Source organism: Ensifer sp. 2TAB8 (genome assembly GCF_052115125.1).
Taxonomy (GTDB): domain Bacteria; phylum Pseudomonadota; class Alphaproteobacteria; order Rhizobiales; family Rhizobiaceae; genus Ensifer.
Map to the genome: position 1 here is coordinate 126,696 of NZ_JBFRGB010000011.1, position 26,605 is coordinate 153,300.

Annotated in this window: 20 protein-coding genes; 11 read left to right on the forward strand and 9 right to left on the reverse strand. The window is 61.9% G+C overall.

What is annotated here, in order from left to right; genetic code table 11:
* Positions 1-37 precede the first annotated feature (37 nt).
* Positions 38-1,663: an amidohydrolase gene (locus AB4Z53_RS19165; protein ID WP_441597181.1), complete on the reverse strand. Its 1,626-nt coding sequence runs from the start codon at positions 1,661-1,663 to the stop codon at positions 38-40.
* A gap of 205 nt (positions 1,664-1,868) precedes the next feature.
* On the opposite strand from AB4Z53_RS19165, the gene AB4Z53_RS19170 reads away from it, so the two are divergent.
* The gene (locus AB4Z53_RS19170) at positions 1,869-2,810 is read left to right on the forward strand and encodes a LysR family transcriptional regulator (RefSeq protein ID WP_441597183.1); all 942 of its coding nucleotides are present in this window, start codon (positions 1,869-1,871) and stop codon (positions 2,808-2,810) included.
* Here AB4Z53_RS19170 and AB4Z53_RS19175 read toward each other — a convergent pair whose 3' ends face one another.
* The 6 genes from AB4Z53_RS19175 to AB4Z53_RS19200 all read right to left on the reverse strand — a co-directional run bounded on the left by AB4Z53_RS19175 (position 2,811) and on the right by AB4Z53_RS19200 (position 10,705).
* Complete coding sequence (locus AB4Z53_RS19175; protein ID WP_441597185.1) at positions 2,811-3,611, reverse strand: M55 family metallopeptidase; 801 nt, start codon at positions 3,609-3,611, stop codon at positions 2,811-2,813.
* A 368-nt stretch (positions 3,612-3,979) separates the two neighbouring features.
* On the reverse strand, positions 3,980-5,074 hold the full coding sequence (locus AB4Z53_RS19180) for an aminotransferase class I/II-fold pyridoxal phosphate-dependent enzyme (RefSeq protein WP_113538103.1): 1,095 nt from the start codon (positions 5,072-5,074) through the stop codon (positions 3,980-3,982).
* Positions 5,075-5,081: 7 nt separating this feature from the next.
* Positions 5,082-6,758 carry a serine hydrolase domain-containing protein gene (locus AB4Z53_RS19185; protein WP_441597188.1) on the reverse strand — a complete coding sequence of 559 codons (1,677 nt, stop codon included), beginning with the start codon at positions 6,756-6,758 and terminating at the stop codon, positions 5,082-5,084.
* 34 nt (positions 6,759-6,792) lie between these two features.
* Positions 6,793-7,665: an ABC transporter permease gene (locus AB4Z53_RS19190; protein ID WP_441597190.1), complete on the reverse strand. Its 873-nt coding sequence runs from the start codon at positions 7,663-7,665 to the stop codon at positions 6,793-6,795.
* Positions 7,662-8,699, reverse strand: coding sequence for an ABC transporter permease (locus AB4Z53_RS19195; protein WP_244546825.1), 1,038 nt, complete (start codon positions 8,697-8,699; stop codon positions 7,662-7,664). The genes AB4Z53_RS19190 and AB4Z53_RS19195 overlap by 4 nt, the downstream gene beginning before the upstream one ends.
* Positions 8,700-8,776: 77 nt before the next feature.
* The gene (locus tag AB4Z53_RS19200; RefSeq protein ID WP_441597192.1) at positions 8,777-10,705 is read right to left on the reverse strand and encodes an ABC transporter substrate-binding protein; all 1,929 of its coding nucleotides are present in this window, start codon (positions 10,703-10,705) and stop codon (positions 8,777-8,779) included.
* A 123-nt stretch (positions 10,706-10,828) separates the two neighbouring features.
* Here AB4Z53_RS19200 and AB4Z53_RS19205 point away from each other — a divergent pair, with 123 nt between their 5' ends.
* The 7 genes from AB4Z53_RS19205 to msrA all read left to right on the forward strand — a co-directional run bounded on the left by AB4Z53_RS19205 (position 10,829) and on the right by msrA (position 17,323).
* Positions 10,829-11,782, forward strand: a complete 954-nt coding sequence (locus AB4Z53_RS19205) for a LysR family transcriptional regulator (RefSeq protein WP_113538107.1) — start codon at positions 10,829-10,831, stop codon at positions 11,780-11,782.
* Between the two features lie 267 nt (positions 11,783-12,049).
* Positions 12,050-12,976: an ABC transporter ATP-binding protein gene (locus tag AB4Z53_RS19210; RefSeq protein ID WP_441597195.1), complete on the forward strand. Its 927-nt coding sequence runs from the start codon at positions 12,050-12,052 to the stop codon at positions 12,974-12,976.
* Positions 12,973-13,929, forward strand: a complete 957-nt coding sequence (locus tag AB4Z53_RS19215) for an ABC transporter ATP-binding protein (RefSeq protein ID WP_441597197.1) — start codon at positions 12,973-12,975, stop codon at positions 13,927-13,929. The genes AB4Z53_RS19210 and AB4Z53_RS19215 overlap by 4 nt, the downstream gene beginning before the upstream one ends.
* Before the next feature lie 41 nt (positions 13,930-13,970).
* Positions 13,971-15,197, forward strand: coding sequence for an alanine racemase (locus tag AB4Z53_RS19220; protein WP_441597199.1), 1,227 nt, complete (start codon positions 13,971-13,973; stop codon positions 15,195-15,197).
* Positions 15,198-15,413: 216 nt separating this feature from the next.
* Positions 15,414-16,094 (forward strand): type 1 glutamine amidotransferase domain-containing protein, encoded by a 681-nt coding sequence (locus tag AB4Z53_RS19225; RefSeq protein ID WP_441597200.1) that lies wholly within the window; start codon positions 15,414-15,416, stop codon positions 16,092-16,094.
* A gap of 342 nt (positions 16,095-16,436) precedes the next feature.
* Positions 16,437-16,634, forward strand: coding sequence for a hypothetical protein (locus AB4Z53_RS19230; RefSeq protein ID WP_441597202.1), 198 nt, complete (start codon positions 16,437-16,439; stop codon positions 16,632-16,634).
* 182 nt (positions 16,635-16,816) lie between these two features.
* Positions 16,817-17,323 carry a peptide-methionine (S)-S-oxide reductase MsrA gene (msrA, locus tag AB4Z53_RS19235; RefSeq protein WP_441597204.1) on the forward strand — a complete coding sequence of 169 codons (507 nt, stop codon included), beginning with the start codon at positions 16,817-16,819 and terminating at the stop codon, positions 17,321-17,323.
* A gap of 155 nt (positions 17,324-17,478) precedes the next feature.
* On the opposite strand, the gene AB4Z53_RS19240 is transcribed toward msrA, so the two are convergent.
* Together AB4Z53_RS19240 and AB4Z53_RS19245 are read right to left on the reverse strand one after the other, a co-directional pair.
* Positions 17,479-18,057, reverse strand: a complete 579-nt coding sequence (locus AB4Z53_RS19240) for an OmpA family protein (protein WP_441597206.1) — start codon at positions 18,055-18,057, stop codon at positions 17,479-17,481.
* A gap of 4 nt (positions 18,058-18,061) precedes the next feature.
* Positions 18,062-18,484 (reverse strand): cysteine rich repeat-containing protein, encoded by a 423-nt coding sequence (locus AB4Z53_RS19245; protein WP_113538114.1) that lies wholly within the window; start codon positions 18,482-18,484, stop codon positions 18,062-18,064.
* A gap of 591 nt (positions 18,485-19,075) precedes the next feature.
* Between AB4Z53_RS19245 and adhP the strand changes: the two genes are divergently transcribed.
* From adhP to eutB, 3 genes are all read left to right on the forward strand, one after another.
* Positions 19,076-20,104, forward strand: a complete 1,029-nt coding sequence (gene adhP / locus AB4Z53_RS19250; RefSeq protein ID WP_441597208.1) for an alcohol dehydrogenase AdhP — start codon at positions 19,076-19,078, stop codon at positions 20,102-20,104.
* Positions 20,105-20,245: 141 nt separating this feature from the next.
* A complete protein-coding gene (locus tag AB4Z53_RS19255; RefSeq protein WP_441597210.1) occupies positions 20,246-24,094 on the forward strand; it encodes a GH36-type glycosyl hydrolase domain-containing protein in 3,849 nt (1,282 codons plus the stop codon).
* 150 nt (positions 24,095-24,244) lie between these two features.
* Entirely contained in the window at positions 24,245-26,596 is a 2,352-nt protein-coding gene (gene eutB, locus AB4Z53_RS19260; protein WP_441597212.1) for an ethanolamine ammonia-lyase subunit EutB, read from the forward strand.
* The last annotated feature ends 9 nt before the right edge of the window (positions 26,597-26,605 follow it).

The following is a 26,605-nucleotide window of genomic DNA, read 5'->3' on the forward strand; positions in this document are numbered from 1 at the left end:
CCGTTTTCGGCTTTGTGTTGGTCAGTCCGGCAGGCCGTCAGCGCGCGTCATGCACGACGCGGCCTGCAAGCAGGGTCATCAGGCAGCGTGTGCCTGAGAGGATGGTGTCCGCCGGCGCTTCCAGCAGGTCGTTGTCAAAGACAGCAATGTCGGCCCATTGGCCCGGCACCAGCCTGCCCTTCACGCTCTCGGCCTTCTGCGAATAGGCGCCGTACTCCGTGTAGGCCTGCAACGCTTCCTCGCGGCTCAGCTTCTCCGTCTCCACCATCACGGTGCCCTTGCCGGTCTTGCGCGTGATCATGGCGTGAAGGTTCGGGAAGGGATCGGGCGAGCAGACCGGTGAGTCCGAGCCTGTCGAAGGTTTGAGGCCCATGCGCATCCACGTGCCGATCTGGTAGGACGCCTTGCCACGCTCATCACCAAGCACCGAGATGTAGCTGTCGCCGAAATCGTGGATGAAGGCCATCTGCGGCGCCGGAAGGATGCCAGCCGCCTTCATGCGTCGATCCTGCTCGGGGCTCGAGAAGCCGCAATGCTCGATGCGATGACGCCGATCCGGGTCGGGGTTGTCGGCCAGCGCCTTTTCATAGGCTGTGACCAGCTGCTCGATCGCACCGTCGCCAATGGCGTGGCAGGCCATCTGATAGCCGAGATCGTGACAGGATTTGACGATCGCCTCGACGTCCGCATCCGGCAGCATCTGCACGCCGATATTGTCGGGCTCACCCTGGTAGGGTTTCGTCATCCAGGCGGTGCGCCCCCCGGCCGAACCGTCGAGAAAGATCTTCACCGCGCCGACGCGCAACATATCGTCGCCCGCGCCGGTAATGAGCCCCGCGCGCCAGGAATCCTCGACGATCGAAACGCCGGGATCCCCCAGCAGCGTCAGCCAGACGCGCACCGGCAGCCGACCCGAAAGCTTGGCCATCTCATAGGCCTGGATTTCTGCAAAGCCCGCGAGTTGACCGACCGCCGCGTCCATGCAGCTCGTTATGCCCAGCGAGAGAAGATAGCGTCCGGCCCGTTCGATGCCGTCGATCAGCTCCTCGGTCGTCACCTCGGGCATGGCGGTCTTGATGAGGTTCTGCGCGTTTTCCGCAAGGAACCCGTTGAGGCGGCCGTCGGTGGTACCGATCACGCCACCATCCGGCACTGGCGTCGCCTCGGTCACATCGGCCAGACTGAACGCCAGCGAATTTGCGATGGCGACATGGCCGCAGGCGCGCGTCAAGAGCACCGGATGATCCGGAACGGCGCGGTCGAGCTCCTCGCGGGTCGGATGCCGGCCGACATCGAGCTTGACCTGGTCATAGCCCCGCGCCCGCACCCAGTTGCCCTTCGGTGTCGCGGCGGCGCGTTCGGCAAGCTTTTCCAAAAGGGCGGCAAGCGTCGGCGCGGCGGCAGGCGTCGCATCGACCCATCCCATGGTGATGCCGGTGGAGATCAGGTGAAGATGGTTGTCAATGAGCCCGGGGCTGGCGAAACGACCTTCGAGGTCGATGACCTCGGTGTGCGGACCCTTGAGGCTCAGCATATCGGCGTCGCTGCCGGTAGCCAGAACCTTGCCCTGCCAGATGGCTAGGGCCTCGCTGATCCCCTCCTCCCTGCCCCGCCAGATGCGGCCATTGCGCAGGATAAGATCAGCGTGAAGCTGGAAGGCCATTAACAATCCCCCTTTTGTTATCAGCTTGATTTCGTGAGCCTCCTCGCTGCCTCGAAATCAGAACTGTTTGCCTTGGGCGCAACGTGGAAGGTTTGTTGGGGTTTGGCTAATTCGCTTTTAGCAAAGGCTGATGCAATATCGGCATAGCGATTTCTTTCCAACAACTTATGATCCCCCACAACCATAAAGCACAAGGGAGCGGGGCATGGAGATCAAGTGGCTGGAGGACTTCGTGACGCTCGCCGACACGTGGAGCTTTTCGCGCGCTGCCGAATTGCGCAACGTGACTCAGCCGGCCTTCAGCCGCCGCATCAAGCAGTTGGAGGGTTGGCTCGGTGCAACGCTGATCAGCCGCGCCACCATGCCAGCGGAACTGACACCGGCCGGTCGCAATTTCCTCCCCATTGCGCAGGAGGCGATCCGAACCTTCTACGCGGCACGCGAGTCACTGCGACCGTCTCACGAAGAAGGCCTCATCCGCTTCGCCGCGCTCCATACGCTGACGGTAACGATCTTCCCGCGCTGGCTCAAACTCCTGGAGAAGTCTGGCGGCGCCTTCAGCACCTCACTGATGCCCGACCGCGGCGGCATCGAGGCCAATCTCGACGCCCTCATCGGCGACGAGGCGGATTTTTTCCTGACCTATGCGCATTCGGAGGTGCCGTTCCATCTCGACCGCGGACAGTTCTCGTCATTGACGATTGCGCATGATCGGCTGATCCCGCTCGCCGCCGCAAACGTCTCCATTCCCGGTGGCACACTGCCGGGGCTGCACATCCTCGACCGCGCCGTGGCACAGCCGCGGCTCGCCGTTCCCTATCTGAGCTACGGGTTCAATTCCTTTTTCGGCGTCGCCCTGTCGCGCCTCATGCTCCGTCGCCCGCCCTTCCGGCGCCGCACGACGCATGAAAACACGATCAGCGCCGGGCTGATGAACATGGCGGTGACGGGCGCCGGCGTCTGCTGGCTGCCAGAGAGCCTCGCGCGCGACGTGATCGAGGCCGGAGACCTGGTACCCGCCTCCGCGGACACGGGCTGGAATCTCGACCTCGAAATACGCCTCTATCGCCACGCCGCTGCGCGCAGCCGCAGGGTTGAAGACCTCTGGCACACGGCAAAGCTGCTGCTGGAACGCGAGCCCGCCTGATCAGGCTTTCAGGAAGACCAGCGCGCGCAGGATCTCCGCAAAATCCGCATGCTTGAAGGCGACGGCGCGAGGACCGTGCGCATAGGCACCGGGATACCAGCCGGCACGATAGGCATCTGTCGGATTGTTGAACTCGATCACCACTTCGTAGCGCTCGGCCCTGGACGGCAGCGCCTGAGCGAAATCGCCGGAAAGCGCTTCTGCCACGCCTTCGCGAATAAGTCGGCGCGACCAAGCAGGCGAGATCGACGTCGTCGAGCGACCTTTACCCTCCAGTGTTTCCACGGACTTCAGCCCCGGCACCATCGCCCGCGCCTCAGAGCAAATGCCGGCATCGCCGGCAAGGAAGACCGACGGTACGCCGTAACCGGCGGCGCAGAGCGCGTTGACAGTGAATTCCGAGGCGACCTCGCCGTTCAGAAGCAGACGCGAGATGCGCATGGTGGAGGTATGGGCGAGCGGATTTGCCTCGCTGCCCGCTTTGGAGTGGTAGCCCGTATAGATCGCGGCGGCGAAGCCGGCATCGAGGCCGAACATCATCGCATCCGGATGGCCGGACCAGCCGCGCACGATGCGAACATAGTCCGGCAGGCGGTCGAGGATGAGGTTGCGGCCGCTGTCATGGGCGTCTTTCACCACGACTTCGGTCGCCCCCGCAGCGCGCGCACCCTCGCAGGCGGAGACCACCTCGGCGGTCATCAGGGCGCGAAATTCGGTCCAGTCGGCATGGGTGCGCTCGGCTTCGTCCCATTGCGCGATGCCTGCGGTGCCTTCTATGTCAGCGGAAATGAAAACTTTCATGGGTGGGTTCCTCTATCGGTCAATCGGGAAGAGCGGGATAGATGCGGTCGTTTCAGGCAGGCATCGCGAAGGCCAAACAGCGCGCTCGGCGCCGCCAACCGCGGGGCTACAGCGGCCGCTTGGGCAGACTTGGTTATCGGCGAGGCACGCGTGACTGGTGATTGGCGATTTGCATGTCGTTTGGAAGGAACATTGGTGCAGCTCGCCGCCACAGGCCAATTCAATTTGGGCAAAACTCCATGCAAAAATCGCCTAAGTCCTGACATTTCAATCGGTTATGCATAACCCTCGCGAGCAGACGTGCGCGCTCGGTCGGTAGCGCGGAGCTCTCGCCGACGCCAAATTCGGTGACATCACCACACTCAAGTCTAGAGGAGCTCGCCCATCGACTGCAGGAGCCGATCGATCTGATCGGTCGTGTGCTCGGAAAACACCGCAAGCCGCATGGTCGCGACATCTGACGCGTCGGAATAGCCACCAGGTTGCTGCACCCTGACGATGATATCGCGCTCCGCAAGACGATCGCGCAGCTGTTCGAGGTCGGTGACGCCCTTGATGGTGACGATCGGCACCGGCGTGTCGGCAACCTCGAACCCGAGGGTCCGCAGTCCGCTGCGCACATGCTTGACGTTGCGGATGAGGTTGGCGCGCTTTTCCGGCGTCGCCTGCAGAACGCGCAACGATGCAGCGGCAGCGGCTGCAAGGCCCGGTGGTGCCGGCGAGGCCCCACGCATGATCATGGCATTGCCCGCGATCTTGGCGGCCAGATCCGCACTCCCCGGAACGATGCCGCCAAGCGCGCCGAACGCCTTGCTCATCGTGCCGGCGAGATAGTTGCCCTCGCCTTCGAGCCCCGCGTGCTGCAGCGATCCGCGGCCGGTCTCACCAAGGACGCCGACGCCGTGGGAATCGTCGATGCAGAGCAGCGCGCCATCATAGGGGGCCATGGCCTGCCGATAATCGCCAAGTGGCGCCAATCGCCCGGACGACGGAAAGACGCCGTCGGTCAGCACCGCCGGCCGCTCGCCCGCCTTCACATGCAGCAGCAGTTGTGCAGCAAGATCCTCCGGATCGGCATGCCGAAATTCATGAACCCGCTTGCCGAGCGTCGGGATCGCATCACGGGTGCTGTAATGCGTTGCGGAATCCATCAGGATGACATCGAATTCGTCGCGCAGCCCCTGCAGCAACACCATGGGGCTGGTGTAGCCGGAGATCATGTAGACGACCTCCTCCGTGCCGAACCAGTCGCGCAGCCGCTCCTGCAAATCGGCATACACCTGCATATGGGCAAGTGTCCCCGGCCCCATGCCGTAACGCCTCGTCGCTTCGCAGGCCGCCTCGATCACCTCGGAGTGGCCATGCAGGCAGAAGTAGGACGTGCCGCAATAATAGTCGACCTCGCGCCCGCCGATGAACATGCGGGCGCCAAGAGGTGACTCCATCTTGATTGGAGCGGTCATGGTCGGGTCACGCAGCTTCGGCCTGAGACGGGCTGCGTCGCTCCAGGAACATCGGCCCGACGCGGATGCCGCGCTTGCCGTTGTCGTCGACGGCGTCGAGTTCGAGGATCTCGTCTTCGTAAAGCCGCCCATGCATGCGGAAGCGTCCCTCTTCGACCGGCTCGCACGTGTGCGTGCAGAAGTACTCGATCAGGCACTTCAGTCCGCCGTGGCTGTAGGTCAGGTAGGTGATGTTGAAATCCGGCCCGTATTCGCCGAGATGCGGCGCAATGGCGTCGGGCACGGTCTCGTCATCAGGCGTCTCTATGCGTGTCCAGCTTGTATCCCGCCAGACGAGTTTGCCGGCCTCCGGGAAAGAGAGGTTCATGTGGGCGTAGTCCGCGCCGCGCCCGTAGATACGACCGTCGATGACGAAATCGTTGCCGGCAACCGGACGGATCCGGTGCGGAACGCCCTCTCCCATCAGGTAGATCTTGCCGTCCTTGGATTTGACCTCGACGATCTCCTGCGTGGCGTCGTCGCGGTAATAGCCCGGCAAGGCCTTGAACTGCGCCTCGAGGATCTCCGGCGGACGCTGTGTCCGCTCCGGCATCTTGCCCATCTTGCGCTCGGCAAGAACGATGCGCACGCCGTCGACGCCGAGCCGCGAGGCGATCTGGTTGGCGAAATCAAGGGTCGCAAAGATCAGCACGCCGACGCCGGCGGCAGGCAGAAGCATCATCTGCGAAGCATAACCATAGACGGCGCCACCATGGCCGACCGAGGTCCAGCCGTCGACGTCGCCGGAACCGAAACACAGGCCATACCCGTTGAGTGTCCTGTCGTGGCCAGCCGGACGTTTGCCGAACGGCGTCCACATCTCACGCAGCGATGCCGGCGAGATGATCGAGTTGCCTTCAGCATCGAAGCCGCCGCGCAGCAGGCACTGGGCGTAGCGTGCCATATCGCCCGTGGTGGAAAAGATGTTGCCGGCCGGCGAGCCGCCCAGGCTGAACACCGGCGCCGGCGTATCGCCGTCGAGCGTCCACATGTCGGCCGGCGCAAGCCGCTCGCGAATGCCGGGCGCCATGCCGCAGGAGGAACTGTCCATGCCAAGCGGTTTCAGGATGTTGGCAGCGACATAGTCGGAATAGCTCTGGCCGGTGACGACCTCGATCACCCGGCCGACGACCGCAATGCCGGCGTTGGAGTAATGCATCACCCCGAGGCTCGGATCCTGCTTCAAGGTCGAGCTTGCAAGCTCGTCGACGGTGTCCTCCAGCGGAGGACGGGTCGCGTCGAGATAGTGGCCACTCTTCGGTTCGCGCACCAGACCGGCCGTGTGGGTCATGAGCTTGCGCAGGCTGATGACCGAGCCGTAAGGCCCACCCTCGGCGCCGGCGAACGGGTTCACCGGCTTGAATCCGGGCAGATAGGTCGAGACGTCGACATCGATATCGACAAGGCCCTTTTCGACCAGTTGCATGATCGCCAGCGAGGTGAAGGTCTTGGTGATCGAGCCGATACGGAAGCACGTGTCCTTGCCCATGTCGAAATGGCGGTCATGGCGCTGGATATGGCCTTCGGCAAGCACACCGTCGCGGTCGACGAGGGCGTAGGAGATCGACGGGATCGCCTTATCCTCGACCTCGTACCGGATCAGATCCTCGAACAGCTCGATGGAAGCAGCAGACAGAGAGGACATGGAAAATGCTCCTTGGTCGTAAAGGGATTGGGTCTCAATGGGCGTGGCGTGGGTCGAGCATGTCGCGCAGCGCATCGCCGACCAGGTTCCACGACAGTACGAAGAGGAAGACAGCCGCACCGGGGAAGGCCAGCGTGTACCAGAACTGGAAGGGATTGCCGGGCTGACCGACGATCCAGTTGCGCGAATAGGCGATGAACTGGCCCCAGTCGGCATAACCTTCTTCGGTACCGACGCCGAGGAAGCTGAGCGCCGAGGCGGACAGCACCATGGAACCAGTCGCCATCGTCGCGAGAACCAGCACCGGGAACATGGCGTTGGGCAGGATATGCAGCACGATCAGCCTGAGATCGCTGGCCCCATAGCTCCTGGCTGCGTGGATGTAATCCATCTCGCGGATCCTCAGGATCTCGCTTCGAACGATACGGGCATAACTCATCCAGCCGAAAGTCGTGAGCGCGATCGTGATGGGCACGATGCCTTTGCCGAGCAACGCCGTCAGCACCATGGCGGCGATCAGGAACGGCACCGCCATGAACACGTCGACGATGCGCATCAGCACTTCCTCGACGACGCCGCCGTAGTAGGCCGCGACAGCGCCGACGACCGTGCCGATCAGCACGGAGATCGCCACGACCCCGAGCCCGATTTTGAATGCCGTGCGGGTACCCCAGACGACACCGTAGAAGATGTCGTACTGGCCCTGGGTCGTGCCAAACATGGCCTCCGGAGAAGGCGGTTGCGGCGTCGCCAGGAAACCCGCGCGCGGCGTGTCGTAGGGCGAAAGCTGGAAGCTCTGCGGTGGTGCCAAGACGGGGGCGAAGACGGCGATCAGCACGAAAGCGAGCAGGATCACGACGCCGAACAGCGACACCGGATTGCGTGCGAGGTAGCGAAGAAACTTCATTGCGTCTTCACCCTCGGGTCAAGCAACGGATAGATGAGATCGACGACCAGGTTCATCAGCACCAGGACGACCGCGAAATAGAGGCCGAAGCCGAGAACGGCGGGAAAGTCGAGATTGGCGGCGGTCTTGGCGGCAAACTGGCCGAGCCCGGCATAGTCGAAGATGGTCTCGGTGATGACCACGCCGCCCATCATCACGGCGAGTTCCATGCCGGCGATGGTTGCGAGCGGCAGAAGCGCGTTGCGCCTGGCGTGATGCAATTCGACAACGCGGCGCGGCAGGCCCTTGGCGCGGGCGGTGCGCACATAGTCCTGGCGCAGCGTTTCCAGCATCGAGGTGCGCATCACCCGCGTCATGCTGGCGACGTTGACATAGGTCAGCGTGATGACGGGCGCCGCAAGGTGACGAAGTGCATCGCCGAAGATCGCCAGGTTACCGTTCAACAGCGCATCGACGGTGTTGGCGCCGGTGTAGCGCACGAAATCGCCGGAACTGACGATGGTCTGGGCCCACTGGCTGAGCCGGCCGGGCGGGAACCAGTCAAGCGCCGAATAGAAGATCAGGAGCATCAGCAGGCCGAAGACGTAGACCGGAAAAGACCAGCCAAGAATGGTGAAGATGCGGATGACATGGTCCGGCCAGCGGTTGAGATAGATGCCGGCGCGTGAGCCGAGGTAGACGGCGAGCAGCAGACAGGGAACGAAGGCCAGCACGACCAGTTCCAGCGTCGCCGGAAACAGCGACATCAGGGCGGTCGACACCGGCTGGCGGGCGGTCTCGGACCAGCCGAGATTGCCGCTGAGAACGCCGCCGATCCAGCGGCCATACTGGAGGTAGAACGGATCGTTCAGCCCGTACTGCTCGATCATCCGGCGAATGCTTTCCTGACCGCCCTTGAGATAATCGGGCGACGGCGCGTAGGCCGCCAGTCTCTGTGTCGGCGAAAGCGACATCTGCAGCGCGAAGATCATCAACGACAGCGCGAAGAGAACGATCGGCAGCATCATCAATCGTCTGAGTGCGTAGTTCAGCACGGTTCACACGTTCCGATTTCAGGGAAAAATCAAACAAGGGCTGCCGGGTGGGATCGCCACCCGGCAGCCCTGGCCAATCAGTCGTTGGCCTTGGTGACCGGGTAGAAGTCCCACGCACCGTAGAGGATCATGTTGTCGACATAACCATCGATATTGCTGCGGGTGACGACGTAGCCGAAGTCTTCCCAGAGGAACTGGGTGGTGGCGTATTCGTACGACATTTCCTGCAGCTTGGCGTAGATCGGCTCGCGCACAGCGGGATCGACCGAAGCCCATGCCTCGTCGAGCAGAGGCTTGAACTTCTCGGCCATCAGATCGCGGTACCCCTGGCCGACCATGCCGCCGACGAGGCCGGTGGGCGAGAGATAGTAGCTGGCTGCACCGAGCGGACCGCCCGGATCGGAATAGTCAGGCCCCCAGCCCATCACCGTCAAAGGAGCCGCCGGCTTCTCGCGGTTGTTGAGCTTGTCCGAGACCGATGCCCAGGGCAGTGCCTGGATCTGCATCTTGAACTTCGGGTTGATGCGCGACAGGCCCTGCTGCAGCGCCGAGAGTGCGGCCGTCAGCTGCGGATTGCCCTCGGTCACATAGGCGGTGAAGGCGAAGCCGGTATCCCAGAGCTTGCCGCCGAATGCCTTCTTGAAGTGCTCCTCTGCCTTGGCAGGATCGTAGCTGTAGATCGGTGAGTCCGCGCGGTAACCCATGATGCCGCGCACCGTCGGCCCGCGCGACTGCACGGTCTTTCCGAGCAACACCTGGTTCAGGAGCGCATCATAGTTCTGGGCATAGTTGAAGCCCTTGCGCACGTCGATATCAGCGAAGAAGTCCGGCGGGATGCCGGCGCCGTCCAGCTTGCCGCTGCCGATCGCCGGATTGTCGTTGTCGTCGAGCGGCCAGGCGAAGAAGATGCCGCGCGAGAACACTTTCTGCAGGCCGTCGATGACCTTGACGCCTTCGGTCTTGCTGAGTTCGTCGATGAACTCGACCGGGGCGGTAACGAAATCAGCGTCACCGGACAGAAGCTGCAGGCGCCGCGTCGTCCATTCCGGCACCGTGCGCATGACCACGCGTTCAAGCTTGGCGGGGCCCATGAAGTAATTGTCGAAGCGCTTCAGGGTGATGCGCCGGTCGGTCCGGTCCCACTCCTCCAGCATGAACGGACCGGTGCCATTTTCTTCCGCAAACAGCGGATTGGCGCCGAGTTCCGGACGGTAATGGGCCTTCCAGGTGTCGCCCGAGCCATCCCAGCCGCCAACCGATGCAACCCATTCCTTGTCGACGACCGAGGTGCCGAAGGGCAGCGCGATCACGCCGAGCGTTGCTGGAAACGACTTCGGCAGCTTCAGCGTGACGTTGTCGCCATCGACGACAATCTGCGATGAGAGTTCGTCATAGACCTTGCGCAGGATCTCGGGGCTGGCGTCGTTGATGGACTTGATCTGGCCTTCGGCCTCAACCCACTTCGCGATGTCGGTGTATTTGCCGGCAGTGATCACCTCGGTGATCGCGTTCGACATCCACGACTGCCCCTGAAGGATGGCGCGCAACAGCGAATAGCGCACGTCCTCCGGCGTGATCTGGCCGTAGCCAGGCTCGATCGTCGCCTTCTGGGCGTCGGTCAGCTTGTCGTAATACTCCCAGGTGACTTTACCGTCGGCGCCCTTGATCCCGACCTTGTGGGCGAGAACGCCCTTGCGGATCGGGAAGGTGTAGCTGACGGAGCCGTCGGCAGCCTGCTTGATGAGGCCATTCTCGAGCGACGGTACTTCGGTCGAGAGCGACGGCACGAACTCGGAAATCTTCGAGCCGTTGAAGTTCAACAGGCGGCTGTAGATGTTGAGCGCGCCGTAGGAGCTCGGCGTGTTGGCGATATAGGCGGGGTCGAACGACTGGATGTCGTCGGTCCACATGAAGACGAAAGTGCCGGGGTTCTTGGTCTCGGCCAYAGCGGGCGCAGCCGCGATGCCGAGCCCCAAGCAGAGAGCTAGGGCTAAGGTGCGTTTCATCGTTGTTCCCATTTGGTGGAGGCGGAAGTTTTCTTCTCGTTATAGGGGAGGCTAGAAGAGCCCTTGCAGGTCTGTCCAATGTGTAATTAGGATAGACTATGCAAATCACGCATGAGGGCCGGCATGGAACTGCAATGGCTTGAAGATTTTCTCGAAATCGCCGCCACGCGGAACTTTTCGACGGCGGCGACTGCGCGCAACATTTCGCAGCCGGCCTTCAGTCGCCGCATCAAATCACTCGAGAACTGGATCGGCGCGGACCTCATCGACCGCAGCACCTATCCCGTGCAATTGACACGGGCGGGAACGATGTTCCTGCCGGGCTGCCAGCGTCTCGTGCGCGAGGCCTACAGGCTGCGCACCGATTGCCGCAATGTCGCGGGCGAAAGCTCGGCCATGCTGACATTTACCTCGCTGCATACGCTGGCGATGTACTTTTTCCCGAGATGGATCGGCTCGCCACTGATCTCGCGGATGCCGCTGCGCACTAGCATGCATGCCGCCGACTTCCTTGAAAGCATCGATCACCTGTGTTCGGGCCAGTGCGATTTTGCCATCACCTATGTGCATCCCGATGGCCCGCCGGTGCTGGAAGGCGGGCCGTTCGAATCCCTGCAGATCGGCAAGGACAGGCTCATCCTGGTGTCTGGAACCGACGAGAGCGGCCGACCGCTGTTCGACATCGACGGGCCCGAAAGCACGGAAATCCCTTACCTCGCCTATTCCTGGAGCGACGGCTACATCGGCAAGCTGGCGACCTTGATCCAGTCACGCTGGCGCCGGCCGCTCAATCTCAGCACCGTCTATCAGTCGGGCCTCGCCGACGGTCTGAAGCACATGGCCGTCGCCGGGCGCGGCGTCGCCTGGCTGCCGCAGATCTGTGTGGCGGAAGCCTTGCGGCAAGGCCGCCTCGTCCAGATCGGCGGACCACAAATGTCGCTCGAAATGGAGATCCGCATCTTCCGCCGCGCCGGCCCCGGCAGCGCCGACAGCGATGGGTTGTGGCAGCATCTCAAGCAGTGTGCGGCACTGCCGCAATACAAGAACGGTTTCGATGCCGGCATCGACGCCGCCTGAGGCATCGTCATGACCGAAATCGTCCGACCGAGGCCATATGCGAAGACAGGCGACACGATGCAGAAAGCGCATAGTTTCGATTGCCGCATTCGTGACACATTGATTTCACTCGGTTTTGTGGCGCGGACCGAAGCTAATCGCGTGCCGCCCCGGCACTGACGGTCTACCGCGCAGGGCGTTCACCGCCATCCGAGCATATTGACAGGATGCAACCCCGTTGCGAGACCTGATAGGGCAACGTCCCCTCTAAATCGGGTCCATGTGCTGATGTTCCTGTCTAAATCCGCGCCCCCTGAACTGCCCGAGGATGTCATCCTTTCCGTCGAAGACCTTGAGGTTTCTTTCGCGGCCGGCACCCGTTCCCAGCTGCGCGCGGTGCGGGGCGTCTCCTTCCGCATTGCGCGCGGCGAGACCGTCGCACTGGTCGGCGAGTCCGGATCCGGCAAATCGGTGACCGCCATGACGATCATGCGACTGACCGAGTATGACGGCGCGGCGATCACCGGCGGACGGGTGCTGATGCGCTTGAAGGACGGCAAGGTCGCCGACCTCGCGACATTGTCGGAAAAGCGGGTCGAAGCCCTTCGCGGCGCGGATATCTCGATCGTGTTCCAGGACCCGATGTCGAGCCTGAACCCGGTCTTTACCGTCGGCGACCAGATTGCCGAAGCGGTGATCCATCATCAGAACAAGACACCGGAGGAAGCGCGCCAGATCGCGCTCAACACCCTCAAGCTGGTGCGTGTGCCCGATGCGGAACGCAGGCTCGACCAGTATCCTCACCAGCTCTCCGGCGGCATGCGCCAGCGCGTCATGATCGCCATTGCGCTCGCCTGCCGCCCGTCGCTGATGATCCTCGACGAGCCGACGACCGCACTCGACGTGACCATTCAGGCGCAGATCCTCGATCTGGTCCGCGCCCTGCAGCGCGAGATCGGCATGTCGGTGCTGTTCATCACCCACGACATGGGCGTCGTTGCGGAAGTCGCCGACCGGGTCTGCGTGATGCTCAAGGGTGAAATCGTCGAGACGGGTTCGGTCTACGAGATCTTCGCCAAGCCGAAGCATGCCTATACACGCGCCCTGATTTCCGCCGTGCCGCGCCTCGGCAGCATGGCCGACAAGGATGTGCCGGAAAAATTCCCGCTGCTGGTGTTCGAACCGGAGCGGCAGCCCGCGGAGACGACAGAATGAACGCGCCGGCTCACATGACGGAAGCCCTCCGCCCACTCGTCGAGGTGCGAAACCTTGTGACGCGCTTCGATCTCAAGGCCGGGCTATTCGGCCACGTCTCCGGCCGGGTGCACGCGGTGGAGAACGTCTCCTTCGACATTTTTCCCGGCGAGACCCTGGCGCTGGTCGGCGAATCCGGCTGCGGCAAGTCGACGGTCGCCCGCTCGCTCATGCAGCTCGATCGGCCGCGTTCGGGCTCCATCCGCTTCGATGGAACCGAGCTGATCGGCGCGCCGCGCCCCGTCCATGCGCGATTTCGGCGCGAAGCCCAGATGGTCTTCCAGGATCCGTTTTCCTCGCTCAACCCGCGCATGACGATCGAGCAGTCGCTGATGGACCCGATGCGGGTCCACAAGCTGGGTTCGACCGGGGACATGCGCGCCCGCGCCGCCGAACTTCTGGCGAAGGTCGAGCTTTCGCCTGAGCATCTCGAGCGCTATCCGCATGCATTTTCCGGTGGCCAGCGCCAGCGCATCTGTATCGCCCGGGCGCTCGCGCTCAAGCCGCGTCTCATCGTCGCCGACGAAGCGGTCGCTTCGCTCGACGTGACGATCCAGGCGCAAGTCATCAACCTCCTGATGGACCTGCAGCGCGAGATGCAGATCGCCCTTCTGTTCATCAGCCACGACATGGCGGTGGTCGAGCGCATCGCCCACCGCGTTGCGGTCATGTATCTCGGCGAAATCGTCGAGATCGGCGATCGCCGTTCGGTGTTCGGCAATCCGCAGCACCCCTATACCCGCAAGCTGCTATCGACCGTGCCGATTGCCGACCCGACGCGCCGTCCGGAAGGGCGCCAGCCGATGTCCGACGAAATCCCGAGTGCGGTGCGTGCGCCGGACTTTGTGCCTCGCGAACTGCCGATGCGGCAAATCTCATCGACCCACTACGTGCGCCAGGTCGCAACCGGCTGACCGCAGCCGCGATACCCCGTTCCAGATCAGAGTATCCCAACATGAGCACTTTCGAAGTGACGCAACCGGCTGCGAGCGCTGCCGGCATCGCGTCGACAGATATCCGCGACAGCGCAAGCGAGACCAAGACCACCGGGTTCCTGCGTCCAGCAGCCGCCGATCAACCGACACCCTATATCGAGGTCGACGAGGGACGGCTTACCCGCAACATCAAGGCCATGCAGCAGCGCGCCGATGCAGCAGGCGTGGCAATGTTTCCGCATGTGAAGACGCACAAGAGCCTCTACATCGCCCGGCAGCAACTGGCCGCAGGCGCGCGCGGCATCACCGCCTCCAAGCCCAGCGAGGCGCTTATCTTTGCCGAAGCCGGGATCCCGTCGATCATTCTGGCCTATCCCATCGTCCGCGCGGCGTCGCTCGATCGCCTGCTGCCTGTGGTCAAGGCGCGGGGCGTGGAACTGCGTACGATTGCGGCTAGCGAAACAGGTGTCGATGCGCTGTCGGAGGCCGCCAGCCGGCACGGCGTCGAGATCGGCGTGTTCCTCAAGGTCGACGTCGGCCTCGGCCGCGTCGGCCTCAAACCCGACGACCCCGCAGCGCCTGAACTGTGCGCAAGGATCACCGGCGCCCCCGGTTTGCGATTTGCCGGACTGCTTTCGCACGCCGGACATGCGTACGCCGCTCCTGAGCCGCACGCCCTGGCCACGATCGCCCGCGACGAGGCGGAGGCCCTCGCCGGCCTCGCCGACCGGCTTCGGCAACGCGGAATCGCCGTCGATTGCATTTCCGTCGGCGCAACGCCGACTTGCCTCGGTGCACCGCTGCCCCGGGAAGTCGACTACATCCGGCCCGGCAACTACGTCTTTCTGGACGGCACCGCCCTTCGGCTTGGCATCTGCACCGCCGACGACCTTGCGCTTTGCGTGGTCGCTCGCGTCGTTGCCTCCAACGACACGCACTTCATCATCGACGCCGGTTCGAAGTCCATGAGCTCCGATCGCGGCGCACATGGCATGGGTGGCGCAGGGTTCGGCACGATCGTCAGCGCCGAAGGCGACGGCGAAACCGGCATGTGGACGCTCGAGCGACTGTCCGAAGAACATGGGTTCGTGCCCCATTCCGGGCGTGCCCTGCCGCTCGGCAGTCGCGTGCGCGTGTTCCCCAACCACTCCTGCGCCTCGATCGCCAACTTCGACAATTTCATCCTGGCGTGCGCGGATGGCACCGCCGCCAGCCTGCCGGTCGACGCCCGCTGCGGTCAGACCTGAAGAGCGCACCTGCCTTTTTGGCCACCTGGGCGGCGATCAATCGCCGCCCGTGAGCGAGCTGAAGTTCTCGCTCCTTCGTCCATCATCAAGATGGATAGCTGGATTCTGCGGCCTAGATCTCCCAAATATCATTGCGACGCCAATATCACTGCATCGAGAAGCCGACGCGGCTGATCGGACTTCAAATCTACTCCTCCAGTGCAAAGGAAATGATCCATGAAAGTCCTAATGGTCCTCACTTCGCACGACACTCTCGGCAACACCGGCAAGAAGACAGGGTTCTGGCTCGAAGAGTTGGCGGCACCCTATTACGTCTTTAGGGATGCCGGGGCCGAAATCACCCTTGCATCGCCCAAGGGCGGCCAACCGCCGCTTGACCCGAAGAGCGATGAACCGATGTTCGAGACCGACCTCACTCGGCGTTTCAAGGCAGACCGGGAAGCCAAGGCCCAGCTCGCCGAGACGGTTCGCCTCGACAGCGTCAACCAGGGGGACTTCGACACCGTCTTCTATCCCGGCGGTCACGGTCCGATGTGGGATCTCGCCGAGGACGGAAACTCGATCAAGCTGCTCGAAGCCTTCATTGCGGCGGGCAAGACGATTGCCCTCGTATGCCACGCCCCCGGCGTTCTGCATCGCGTCAAGAACCCGGACGGCACACCTTTCGTAAACGGTCGAAGGGTCACCGGTTTTACCAATTCCGAGGAAGCGGCCGTCGGCCTGACGGAGGTCGTGCCCTTCCTGGTGGAAGACGAATTGCTCGATCTCGGCGCCGTTTTCTCGAAGGTGAAGGACTGGGGCGTCCACACGGTCGTGGATGGCCGGCTCATCACAGGCCAGAATCCCGCCTCGTCTGGCGATACGGCAAAAGCCCTCCTGGCCGCCTTGAAAGCGTGATCGAAGATTGGATCGAGGCGCGTCGCCAGAAAGAGCGGCCGCCTCGCCTTCCAGAAAACGAACGAAGGCGTTCGTCCGCCCATCCAGGGCAATCGGCAAGCATCCGACCACCAACCGCAACGTTCTCGCGCGCATAGTTCGGCTCGGCCTCAACATCGTTGGGAACCGTCCTCGAGTTGCAGCGTTTCCCGTCCTCCGGTGCTTTCGGATACCGGGCCGCAGGAGAGAACCTGGATCGAACCGATCACAGGCAAGCAGGGGGTAAGGGACGATATGGGTTTGGTACAACTCGGCCGGGCTCGCCTTTCGTTGGTGCTTCCACGGCACCGCGAACTTCTGCGCATGACAAAGAACCATCAGCTCTACGACCTCTTCGAGGCCTATGCGCGCGAGTCGATGACGCTCGACAGTCTTTTGCGAGAGCTTCCGCGCCGGGAGAAGCAGGTGTCCGAGCATCAGCAAGTATGCCTGGATCTACAGGCCGAAGTGGTGACGCTGCTGACGCGCCTGACGGAACCGCTGAAGCCCGGGGCGTTGTAGCATGCTGCCTCGCCAAGCTCTGGAAGCGCCGTGACGACCCACAGCGCGGAATTCGATCCATGTTTTTGGCTACCTCCTGACCTGAGCAAAACGAGTTCCTATATTACTGGTCCATCGCCGACGGTTCCTTCGCCGTGAGTGGAGAAAAGACCAAGGCGTATTACCAACCGGAGGGATTCTGGATGACGAAGAGAGCTGTTCTGGCCGGTGGCTGTTTCTGGGGGATGCAAGACCTGATCCGCAGGCTCCCCGGCGTCACCGATACGCGCGTCGGCTACACCGGCGGCGACGTGCCACACGCAACCTACCGCAACCACGGCACCCATGCCGAGGGCATCGAGATCATCTTCGACCCGGAGCGGATCAGCTACAGGCGCCTTCTGGAGGTCTTCTTCCAGATCCACGACCCGACGACCAAGAACCGCCAGGGCAACGATATCGGCATGTCCTATCGGTCGGCGATCTACTACGTCGACGACGAGCAGAAGCGGGTTGCCGAGGATACCATCGCTGACGTGGAAGCCTCAGGCCTGTGGCCGGGCAAGGTCGTGACCGAGGTGGAGCCAGTTGGAGATTTCTGGGAGGCCGAACCGGAGCATCAGGATTATCTGGAACGCTATCCCAACGGCTACACCTGCCATTTCCCGCGCCCGAACTGGGTGCTGCCGCAACGTTCGGCGGCAGAATGAAGGATCGTTCTGGCTGATGCGCCTCTGGGGCCTCGCGTCATGCACGGGCACGGCGGTGAGCATGCCAGGCAAGGCTTGGGCCCAACCCTCTAGGTTGGGCCCTCTTCTAGGAGACGCTTGGGAGACAACCGATCAGCCTGGTGTTGCGCTGCCGGTCACAGCTTTTGCGTGAAGACCCCAAGGTTGATCAGTTGCACGCGCCTGTTGTTCGAGGCATCGGCGTTCGAGCCTTCGATCGGCATGTATTCGCCAACACCGACCGCGTAGAGACGTTGTGGGTCGACGGCGAAGGTGGTTGAAAGGATCTCCTTTATCGCAGCGGCGCGCTTGTCGCTGAGCTGGAGATTGTGCTTATCGTCGCCTGTCGCACTCGAGTGGCCGACGACGAGGAACTTGTAGGCCCAGAGGTTCGGGTGATGCAGGGCATCCGCAAGCATCCCCAAGGTGCGATAGGATTTCGGCTGGATTGCTACAGAGTCGTTTTCGAAATTGATCTCAACGACCATCTGCGGAAGCTTCGAAATTTTTTKCCAGTTCGGCAGAGCCGCCATCGGCTGGCCGCCGCCGTTCACCACCTCCTGCCTCAAGATCTCCAGATCAATTGCCGGCGCCGCCGAGGTAAGCTTTCCGAGCCCGGTGATGATCCGCTGTTGAGAAACCTCCTGGGCAAACGTCAGGCAGGGGAAGAAAGCGATTGCGGCAAGCAAAGCGCCTGCTTTTGCGAGAAACCTCATGGAATTATCTCCACCCTGCATCTGTGATCACTTGATTGCATTCCTGGCTGATGCGTTCCTGCTTTTTCGCCAGGCAAGCGAGGATGAAGCCGTCGCCCTTGATATCGGAGCACCTCTTGGCGATGTCGCGCTGGCAGACCTTTTGATAGGAAGCCTGGGCCTGTTCCCGCTGGGCAATCGACTGGAGAACGACGCTGATGGCACCCTTGCAGGTGGGCGTCACCTTCGAAGCGTTCTGCTGCAGGCAATCGGCGATTCTTCCGTTGCCGAGATTCAGTCCCTTGCACAACTTCTGAATATCCGCCCCGCAATCGTCCGCCAGTTTGGTGATCGCGTCGGCGTAACTGAGGGTCTGGGCTTGGACAGGCCCGGTAAAGACGATGGCGGCAAGCACGGTGGCCGCCGCGAAATATCTGCCCTTCAACATTATGACCTCTTATCGACTGGTCGCCGGACGGCGCCAAACGGCGACAAGGTGCATGAAGGCCGGGTAGTGCGGGAGTATGTTACAGTAACGCACAGCGCTCCTGTGGACGGATCACTATGCTCCATGCAGACACCGGACAACTTCGCTGATCTTCTGTCCGGCCAGTTGGAACAGCCGCTTGCGCGGCGGCAGCGGCAGCGGTCGCAAGTTGCAGAGCCGGTTGTCGAAGCATCGCAAGAGGTTTAACATTCGCGTGGCTAATGACGGTATGCCTCTCGCCGGAGTTGGGTTCACCTGCGCGTCAAAGAATTGGTGACGGCGGTCGTCGTCAAGCATTCGCCTGACAACAGCGGTCAGACAGGCAAGCCGAATTATGTTGGACAACCCCATCAGCGACCTCCCCGTTGCTGGCGATGAAAGCCTGTTCGTGAGTCTTAATCAACAAGGGCAAAGAACCGCACGGATGTTGGCAGAGAATGTCTGAAGCGCCGAGGCGCAGCCACGAGGTCTCGGGTCAGTTTCCGCCATAGCCAGTACTGGCATCAAGGCCCGCAAAATACGTCGAAGTCATACAAGCTGGAGGAGCATGAAATGGCAAAGACGATGAAGGCGGCTGTCGTTCGGCAGTTCCGCGCTCCACTCACCATTGAAGAAATGGCCGTTCCGACACCTGGACCAGGACAGATACTGGTCAAATACGAGGCGACGGGCGTGTGCCACACCGATCTCCACGCCGCCAATGGCGACTGGCCGGTAAAGCCGTCGCCACCCTTCGTACCCGGACATGAGGGAGTTGGCTTCGTCTCGGCGGTGGGAACGGGCGTCAAAAGAGTGAAGGAAGGCGACAGGGTTGGGGTGCCTTGGCTACACACTGCCTGCGGTTACTGCCCATACTGCCGAACCGGTTGGGAGACCCTGTGCGCTTCCCAGGTAAATACAGGATACTCCGTCAACGGAACCTTCGCGGAGTTCGGACTGGCAGATCCTGACTTCGTGGGCGCCGTACCAGACAAACTCGAGTTCGGTGCGGCCGCGCCGGTGCTTTGCGCCGGGGTGACCGTATACAAGGGGCTGAAGGAGACGGAGGTCCGTCCCGGCGAGTGGGTGGCGATATCCGGTGTCGGTGGCCTCGGGCACATGGCAGTGCAATATGCCAAGGCGATGGGGATGAATGTCGTTGCTGCCGACATATTCGAGGAAAAGCTGGTGCTGGCAAAACAGCTCGGCGCCGACGTTACTGTCAATGGCAAGGCCAAAGACGCCATCGAACAGGTCACGAAAGCGACCAATGGCGGCGTTCACGGCGTCCTTGTGACCGCGGTCTCTCCCGCCGCGATGGAGCAGGCCTTCGGGTTCATGCGGTCGAAAGGCACGATGGCGCTTGTCGGCCTTCCCCCGGGAATGATGTCCTTGCCCGTGTTCGAGACAGTGCTGAAACGCATCACGGTGCGCGGCTCGATCGTCGGCACCCGCCAGGATCTGGAGGAATCGCTGGTGTTTGCCGCAGAGGGAAAAGTGAAGCCGCATTTTTCCTGGGATCGCCTAGAGAACATCAACGACATCTTCCATCGGATGGAGGCAGGCAAGATCGACGGCCGCATCGTCATGCGACTGCACTGATTTGCACGCCGGCCACCCGGAGGAATGTCAGCACGGGTCGTGTTGAACGGGAGGCGCAAATGGCCTTTCCCGAACAACATCCATGGAAAGAGCCGGCGTCCGGCTTGAAGCAAAGCTGCTATCGATTTGAGGGATCTCGCAATGGTCCGGTCGATTGACGAAAATGAAAATCTGGTTTCCCCACATCGAACAGGCCCGGCTACCGAAACCGCCCTGCTTTCGAACGGCAGTTATCATGTGCTCCTCACAGAGAACGGGTCAGGATACGCAATCTGGCGCGGCCTCGATGTCACGCGTTGGCGAGAGGATGTTACGCGCGATTGCTGGGGCCAGTTTTGCTACATCCAGGATCTCGAAAGCGGCGATGCCTGGTCTATCGGCAGGCAACCGATCCGACGGCCGGATGCAACATATGCGCAGGAGCTTGATGGAGACCGCGCGGAGTTTCTTTGCGCTTTCAAAGACATCGAAGTCACCGCGCAAATATGTGTAGCCGGTGATTGCGACGCCGAAGTGCGCTTGCTGCAGTTCGTCAACAAGGGAGCCGCGACCCGGAAATTTGCGGTAACGAGCTACTCCGAGGTCTGCTTGAGCGGCCGACGCGGCGACAGTGCGCACCCTGCATTCGCCAAGCTTTTCGTAGAAACCCGGTTTGACCCGGAAACGACGGCGCTGTTTGCAAGGCGCCGACCGCGCAGCGCCTTGGACAAGCCGAATTTTGCCGTCCACGTTTCGGCATCGAGCCAGAACGGCGGTTCTTCGGTCGAATATGAGACGGACCGCTGCCGCTTTCTGGGCCGAGGGGGAACACCGTCCAATCCCCTCGCCCTTGAGAACCGGCAGCGTCTTTCAGCGACGACAGGCCCCGTCCTTGATCCGGTCTTCAGTCTGCGCAGAACGTTGGCATTGGGACCTTCCGAGACCGCGCAAATCGCATTCGTGACGGGTGCCTCTGACGACGAAGGGGCCGCACTGGCGATCGCGAGACAGTTTTCAGATATTGCAGCGGCAATTAGGGCTCTATCGCCTGCGACCCGAAACTCCACCAATGCGGCCGCCGCTTCCCAATTTACGGCCGACAAGGTGGCGGTCTGTTATCAACTCGCAGGAGCGCTCATTCGCTCGCATCCCGACCTCCGGAATGGCAGCGTCCATGGGGGCCCGCGCCTTGAAATCGGTGCGTTGTGGTCGAATGGGATTGGCGGCGACATTCCCATTCTGCTGCTGCGGCTCGATCAAAAAGTAGGGAACGCGCTTCTTCCGGATGTTCTCGATGCACATGCGTTCCTGACCGGCCGTGGCCTCGCCTTCGATCTGGTTCTGCTCGATGAACGTAACGCCGACGAAAGCGTGCACTTGCGCGAACAGGTCGCAGAAAGCCGCGGAGAAGAACTCCTCGATAAGCCAGGAGGAATTCATACGCTTCGTGGCAGCAAGCTCCCGCACAGCACAACGAACACGCTCCTTGCTGCCGCGCGTGTGGTTCTTGCTTCCAGCCGCGGACCGCTGGCCGTTCAGATCTCGCCGAGAACAAGCATTCCGCTTTCCGCACCACCACCCGAAGCATCTTCGCGCCGCCGACCGGTGCGGCCCGGCGACGCTCTAGAGGACCTGCTTTTCTGGAGCGGACACGGGGGCTTCACGCATCAGGGCAATGAATATGTGATCGCTGCGGAGCGGCCGACGCCTGCGCCATGGTGCAATGTCATCGCCAACCCCGATTTCGGCTGCATGACGAGCGAAAGCGGCCTTGGGTATAGCTGGGCAGGCAACAGCCAGTTGAACAGGCTTACCCCGTGGTCGAACGATCCGGTTTCAGACCCTCCGGGCGAGGTCGTCTATCTGCGCGATGAGCAGACCGGAGAAGTATGGACGCCGACGCCACTACCGCTTGGGCACTCGTCGTCCAGCAATGTGAAACATGGGCAGGGCTATACGCGCTATGAAGGCGCCAGCGGAACGCTTCGCCACGAAATGACGGTGCATGTTCCTGTTTCCGCACCGCTCAAGATCATCCAGCTCACCATTCGCAACGAGGGAACCGAAGCGCGCGCACTGAGCATAACCTACTTCATCGAGTGGGTGCTCGGGACCTTGCGCGAGGATACGTCGGCGCGGATCGCCTGCGAACATGACACCAAGACACACGCCATCATCGCCAGGCCCATCTGGGAAGGTCCTTTCGCTGGACGACTCGCTTTCGCCGCATCCAGCATGCCGCTGCGATCGTTCACCTGTGATCGCGGCGAGTTCCTGGGGCGCGGCGGTTCCGTCGCACAGCCCTTGGGGCTGAATGGCTCCGAGCTGAGCGGCTCCACCGGCACCCCAGGTGATCCCTGCGCGGCGTTGACAGTCGAGGTATCGGTCCTTCCTGGCCAGAGCGCCGAGCTTGTGTTCGTGCTTGGGCAGGCAGCCAGTCGCGACGAAGCCCGCAAGCTCGTTCGGGAATATGCCGACCCGGGCGGTGCACGGCGCTCAATGGAGGCCGCCACCCGGCAATGGGACCAGACCCTGGGCGCGATTACGGTCCGCACGCCAGACAAGGCCTTTGACCTCATGATGAACCGGTGGCTGCTCTACCAGGTGCTGGTTTGCCGGGTTTGGGCGCGGACCGGGTTTTATCAATCCGGTGGCGCCTATGGTTTTCGCGACCAGCTCCAGGATGTCATGGCGCTGGTTCACTGTGCGCCCGACGAGGCGCGCGCACATATCCTGCGCGCCGCGGCACGCCAGTTTACCGAAGGCGACGTCCAGCATTGGTGGCACCCGCCGACGGGCGTTGGAGTTCGGACCCGCATCACCGATGACCTCTACTTCCTGCCTTACGTCGTCCAGAACTATGTTTCGGTCACGGGCGACTATGCGCTTCTCCGCGAGCCTGTGCCTTTCATCTCGTCGCCAGTCCTTACGGACGAGCAGGAAGAGACCTTCGGCGTGCCCGAAATCTCCCCGGAGACAGCAACGCTCTACGATCATTGCTGCCGCGCCCTCGAACGGGGTCTACGCACCGGTCGCCATGGCCTGCCCCTGATGGGAACAGGCGACTGGAACGACGGGATGAACAAGGTGGGCGCGGAAGGCTCGGGCGAAAGCGTCTGGAACGGCTGGTTCTTCCTGACCACGCTCAGGTCGTTCGCAACGTTGGCAACCGCCACCGGCGACAGCGAACGGGCCGCCTGGTGCGAAGAGCGAGCCGAGGCGCTCCGCGTCTCATTGGAGACCCACGCCTGGGACGGTTCCTGGTATCGACGCGCCTATTTCGACGACGGCACGCCACTTGGCTCCTCGGTGAACGATGAATGTCAGATCGACGCCATACCGCAGGCATGGGCCGTTATATCGGGGGCAGCCGACGCGGGACGCGCTTCGAAGGGCATGCAGGCCGTGTGGGATCGATTGGTTCGTCACGAGGACAAGTTGATCCGGTTGTTCGATCCGCCGTTCGACAAAGGCGCGCTGCAGCCGGGATATATCAAGGGCTACGTTCCAGGAATTCGCGAAAACGGTGGCCAGTACACCCATGCCGCTGCCTGGGTCGTCCTGGCCACCGCACTGTCGGGGGACGGTGACCGGGCGTTCGAGCTCTGGAGCATGCTGAACCCGATCAATCATGCCCTCTCCGCCGAAGACACCGGGCGCTACATGGTCGAACCCTATGTCGTGAGCGCCGATATCTACGGTGCGCCGCCCCATTCGGGCCGCGGAGGGTGGACCTGGTACACCGGATCTGCCGGCTGGCTCTATCGTGTTGGCCTCGAAGCGATCCTCGGCATCCACCGGCAAGGCGCGCAGCTCTTTATCGAACCCTGCATGCCGACCAATTGGCCCGGCTATGAAGTGGACTTCCGATTTGGAGCAGCCACCTATTGCATCGAGGTCAAAAGGGGATCCGGGCGGGCAATCACGCTGGATGGCGAGGAACTCAAGGACGTCAGCGTCCCGCTCGTCGATGACGGACAAAACCATCAAGTCCTTCTGGTTGTCGGCTGATGAGGTCGGAGGCGCTGACGCCATATCCATAGCAAAGGTGGCGAGCCGGGCGAAAACTCGCCCGGCGCAAAGCACGAAGTTGGCGGCTCTCGAAGCCGCCGCAACGCACAATTCAACGCGGTACCGACCTTCTGCAGAAAGGAAGTGACCATGACGAAGGGCTCGTTCTCTCATCAGCATGCCGGACTATACAGAAGAGACCTTCTGATCATTGCCGGAACTGCAGCCGCGGCACTCGCCAGCTCCAGCCACAGGGCGGCAGCGGCGTCCGGCGAAACGGCAATCAAGATCGAAGAGGTCAGACGCGATGAGGATGTGTTCGCCTACCTCAACAGGATCAAAGGTGGCTTTACCCAAAAAGCCTACCAGCAGGTGATCGGCGCTGCCAACGAGTTCAAGGAGGGGGATCAAACGATTGGCGTGGGCGCTGAAGACGACGCGACACGGCTCCATGCGCGCGCTCTGCTGACCAACACCAAGATCGGCGAACTCTACGAGCATCCGCTGTTTGAGGACAGTCTGCAGCGCCTCATCTGGCAGACGACCGACCAGGCCCAATTCGAAAAGGTCAAAGACTGGACGATGGGACGATTGAAGGACTTTCTTCTGAACGAACCGGAAGAAAGCATCAAAGCCATGATGACCGGGCTGACCAGCGATACGATCGGATGCGTCCCCAAACTGATGACAAATGAGGAGCTCATTTCCCTCAGCAGCAAGATCTTCAATGTGATGCCTGGCACCAAAATGGGCGCGAAAGGGTATATGGGCGCTCGGATCCAGCCGAATTCTCCCACGGATCACCCCGAAGACATCGTCTGGCAGGTGTTCGATGCGTTCTCCTATGCGACCGGCGATATCGTCATCGGTACCAATCCGGTGGACAGCACGGTCGATAGCGTCGTCACCGTCGAGCGCGCGCTCAAGGACATTGTCGATACATTTGCTCTCGGTGACGTGATCCCCTGGTGCGTGCTTGCGCACATCGACGTTCAGGCCGAGGTCAACGAGGATTTCCCGGGAACGGTGTCGACGATGTTCCAAAGCCTTGCTGGAACGGACGACTGCAACAAGATCTTCGACATCACGAACGACAAGATCCTGAAGTATGCGAGCGCCAAGGCCGGCGAACGATATGGCCTCTACTTCGAAACCGGGCAGGGTTCGGAATTCACCAACGGCGTCGCAAACGGCGTCGATATGATGGTGCTTGAGGCACGCAAATACGGGTTCAGCAGGGCCGTCGGAATTGAACTGGCCAAGGTCCAGCCCAAGGGCGCGTGGCTTCATGTCAACGATGTTGCCGGCTTCATAGGACCGGAGGTCTTCAAGACCCGCGACCAGCTGGTCAGGTGCTGCCTCGAAGACATGGTCATGGGCAAGCTGCATGGGCTGATCATCGGGCTCGACATCTGCACCACCCTGCACATGACGGTCAGTCTTGAAGACCTGGACTGGTGCCAGGACCACATCCTTCCCGCCAATCCCGCCTATCTGATCGCGCTGCCGACCAAGAACGACCCGATGTTGAGCTATCTCACCACATCGTTCCAGGACCACGTGCGGGTACGGGATAAATTCGGCTTCAAGGTCAATGATGCAATGTGGGAATTCTACAAGCGCATCGGGATCGTTGGCGAGGATGGCAGCTACACGGCAAACTATGGAGACCCCCTCTGGGTCTATTACCAGTATCGTCTCGCCAAAGGTGACGGACGATCCAAGGACGCCGTCTACGCCGAAGGCCGCGAGAAGATGCAGGAGGTTGAGGCGAGAGGCGTAGACCTCGCAACCGGTCACGGTGCAGAGATCTGGGATCTCAACCCGGCCCTCGCGGCCAAGGTCAAGAGCCTCTACGACGATGCCAAGCTATCGCTCTGGGCTGAGCTCACGCCCGAGTTCATTGCCGCCGTGCCCAACGCCGTGCCGGTGCGCACGCTCTCCAGGGACCGCAACGACTATATCGCCCACCCGACCACAGGCGAAACGATTAGCCCGGAAACGGTCGCCGAGATTGAAAAGATCCGGGAACTCTGGGGTGATGACATCCCGAAAGGGCAGATCGTCATTTCAGACGGCCTGAACGCCAAGGCCATCATGGACGAGGGTCACCTTGCACCCTTCCTCGAAGAGATGCGCAAGCTTCTTTCCGACGCGGGCGTCTCGGTGGGAGACAAGAACATCGTCGTCACGAGCGGAAGAGTGCGGGCCGGCTACCGCATTGGCGAGATGCTTTACGCGAAGGCCGACCCCGACAGCCTGAGAGGGATCCTTCACATCATCGGCGAACGTCCCGGCACGATGCATCACGCCTACTCCGTCTACATCACCGTCGCCAAGGGCAAGCGATGGGCGGAGAAGAACATCGATCACGACATCACCAGGCTGGTCAGCAATGTCGCCGATACGGCGCTGGACCCGAAGAAGGCGGCCAAGGAGACCTTGACCATCATCCGGGAAGTCGTCGGCAAGGAGGTCAACGGAAGCCGTCGATACGGATAACCGTGACAG

What these genes read in the sequence shown, in the direction of transcription:
- AB4Z53_RS19185 (WP_441597188.1), bottom strand. Translation starts at nt 6,758, where the DNA reads ATGTCCTCTCTGTCTGCTGCTTCCATCGAGCTGTTCGAGGATCTGATC.
- AB4Z53_RS19170 (WP_441597183.1), top strand. Translation starts at nt 1,869, where the DNA reads ATGGAGATCAAGTGGCTGGAGGACTTCGTGACGCTCGCCGACACGTGG.
- AB4Z53_RS19165 (WP_441597181.1), bottom strand. Translation starts at nt 1,663, where the DNA reads ATGGCCTTCCAGCTTCACGCTGATCTTATCCTGCGCAATGGCCGCATC.
- AB4Z53_RS19175 (WP_441597185.1), bottom strand. Translation starts at nt 3,611, where the DNA reads ATGAAAGTTTTCATTTCCGCTGACATAGAAGGCACCGCAGGCATCGCG.
- AB4Z53_RS19180 (WP_113538103.1), bottom strand. Translation starts at nt 5,074, where the DNA reads ATGACCGCTCCAATCAAGATGGAGTCACCTCTTGGCGCCCGCATGTTC.
- eutB (WP_441597212.1), top strand. Translation starts at nt 24,245, where the DNA reads ATGACGAAGGGCTCGTTCTCTCATCAGCATGCCGGACTATACAGAAGA.
- AB4Z53_RS19225 (WP_441597200.1), top strand. Translation starts at nt 15,414, where the DNA reads ATGAAAGTCCTAATGGTCCTCACTTCGCACGACACTCTCGGCAACACC.
- AB4Z53_RS19210 (WP_441597195.1), top strand. Translation starts at nt 12,050, where the DNA reads ATGTTCCTGTCTAAATCCGCGCCCCCTGAACTGCCCGAGGATGTCATC.
- AB4Z53_RS19220 (WP_441597199.1), top strand. Translation starts at nt 13,971, where the DNA reads ATGAGCACTTTCGAAGTGACGCAACCGGCTGCGAGCGCTGCCGGCATC.
- adhP (WP_441597208.1), top strand. Translation starts at nt 19,076, where the DNA reads ATGGCAAAGACGATGAAGGCGGCTGTCGTTCGGCAGTTCCGCGCTCCA.
- AB4Z53_RS19255 (WP_441597210.1), top strand. Translation starts at nt 20,246, where the DNA reads ATGGTCCGGTCGATTGACGAAAATGAAAATCTGGTTTCCCCACATCGA.
- AB4Z53_RS19245 (WP_113538114.1), bottom strand. Translation starts at nt 18,484, where the DNA reads ATGTTGAAGGGCAGATATTTCGCGGCGGCCACCGTGCTTGCCGCCATC.
- AB4Z53_RS19215 (WP_441597197.1), top strand. Translation starts at nt 12,973, where the DNA reads ATGAACGCGCCGGCTCACATGACGGAAGCCCTCCGCCCACTCGTCGAG.
- AB4Z53_RS19205 (WP_113538107.1), top strand. Translation starts at nt 10,829, where the DNA reads ATGGAACTGCAATGGCTTGAAGATTTTCTCGAAATCGCCGCCACGCGG.
- msrA (WP_441597204.1), top strand. Translation starts at nt 16,817, where the DNA reads ATGACGAAGAGAGCTGTTCTGGCCGGTGGCTGTTTCTGGGGGATGCAA.
- AB4Z53_RS19230 (WP_441597202.1), top strand. Translation starts at nt 16,437, where the DNA reads ATGACAAAGAACCATCAGCTCTACGACCTCTTCGAGGCCTATGCGCGC.
- AB4Z53_RS19190 (WP_441597190.1), bottom strand. Translation starts at nt 7,665, where the DNA reads ATGAAGTTTCTTCGCTACCTCGCACGCAATCCGGTGTCGCTGTTCGGC.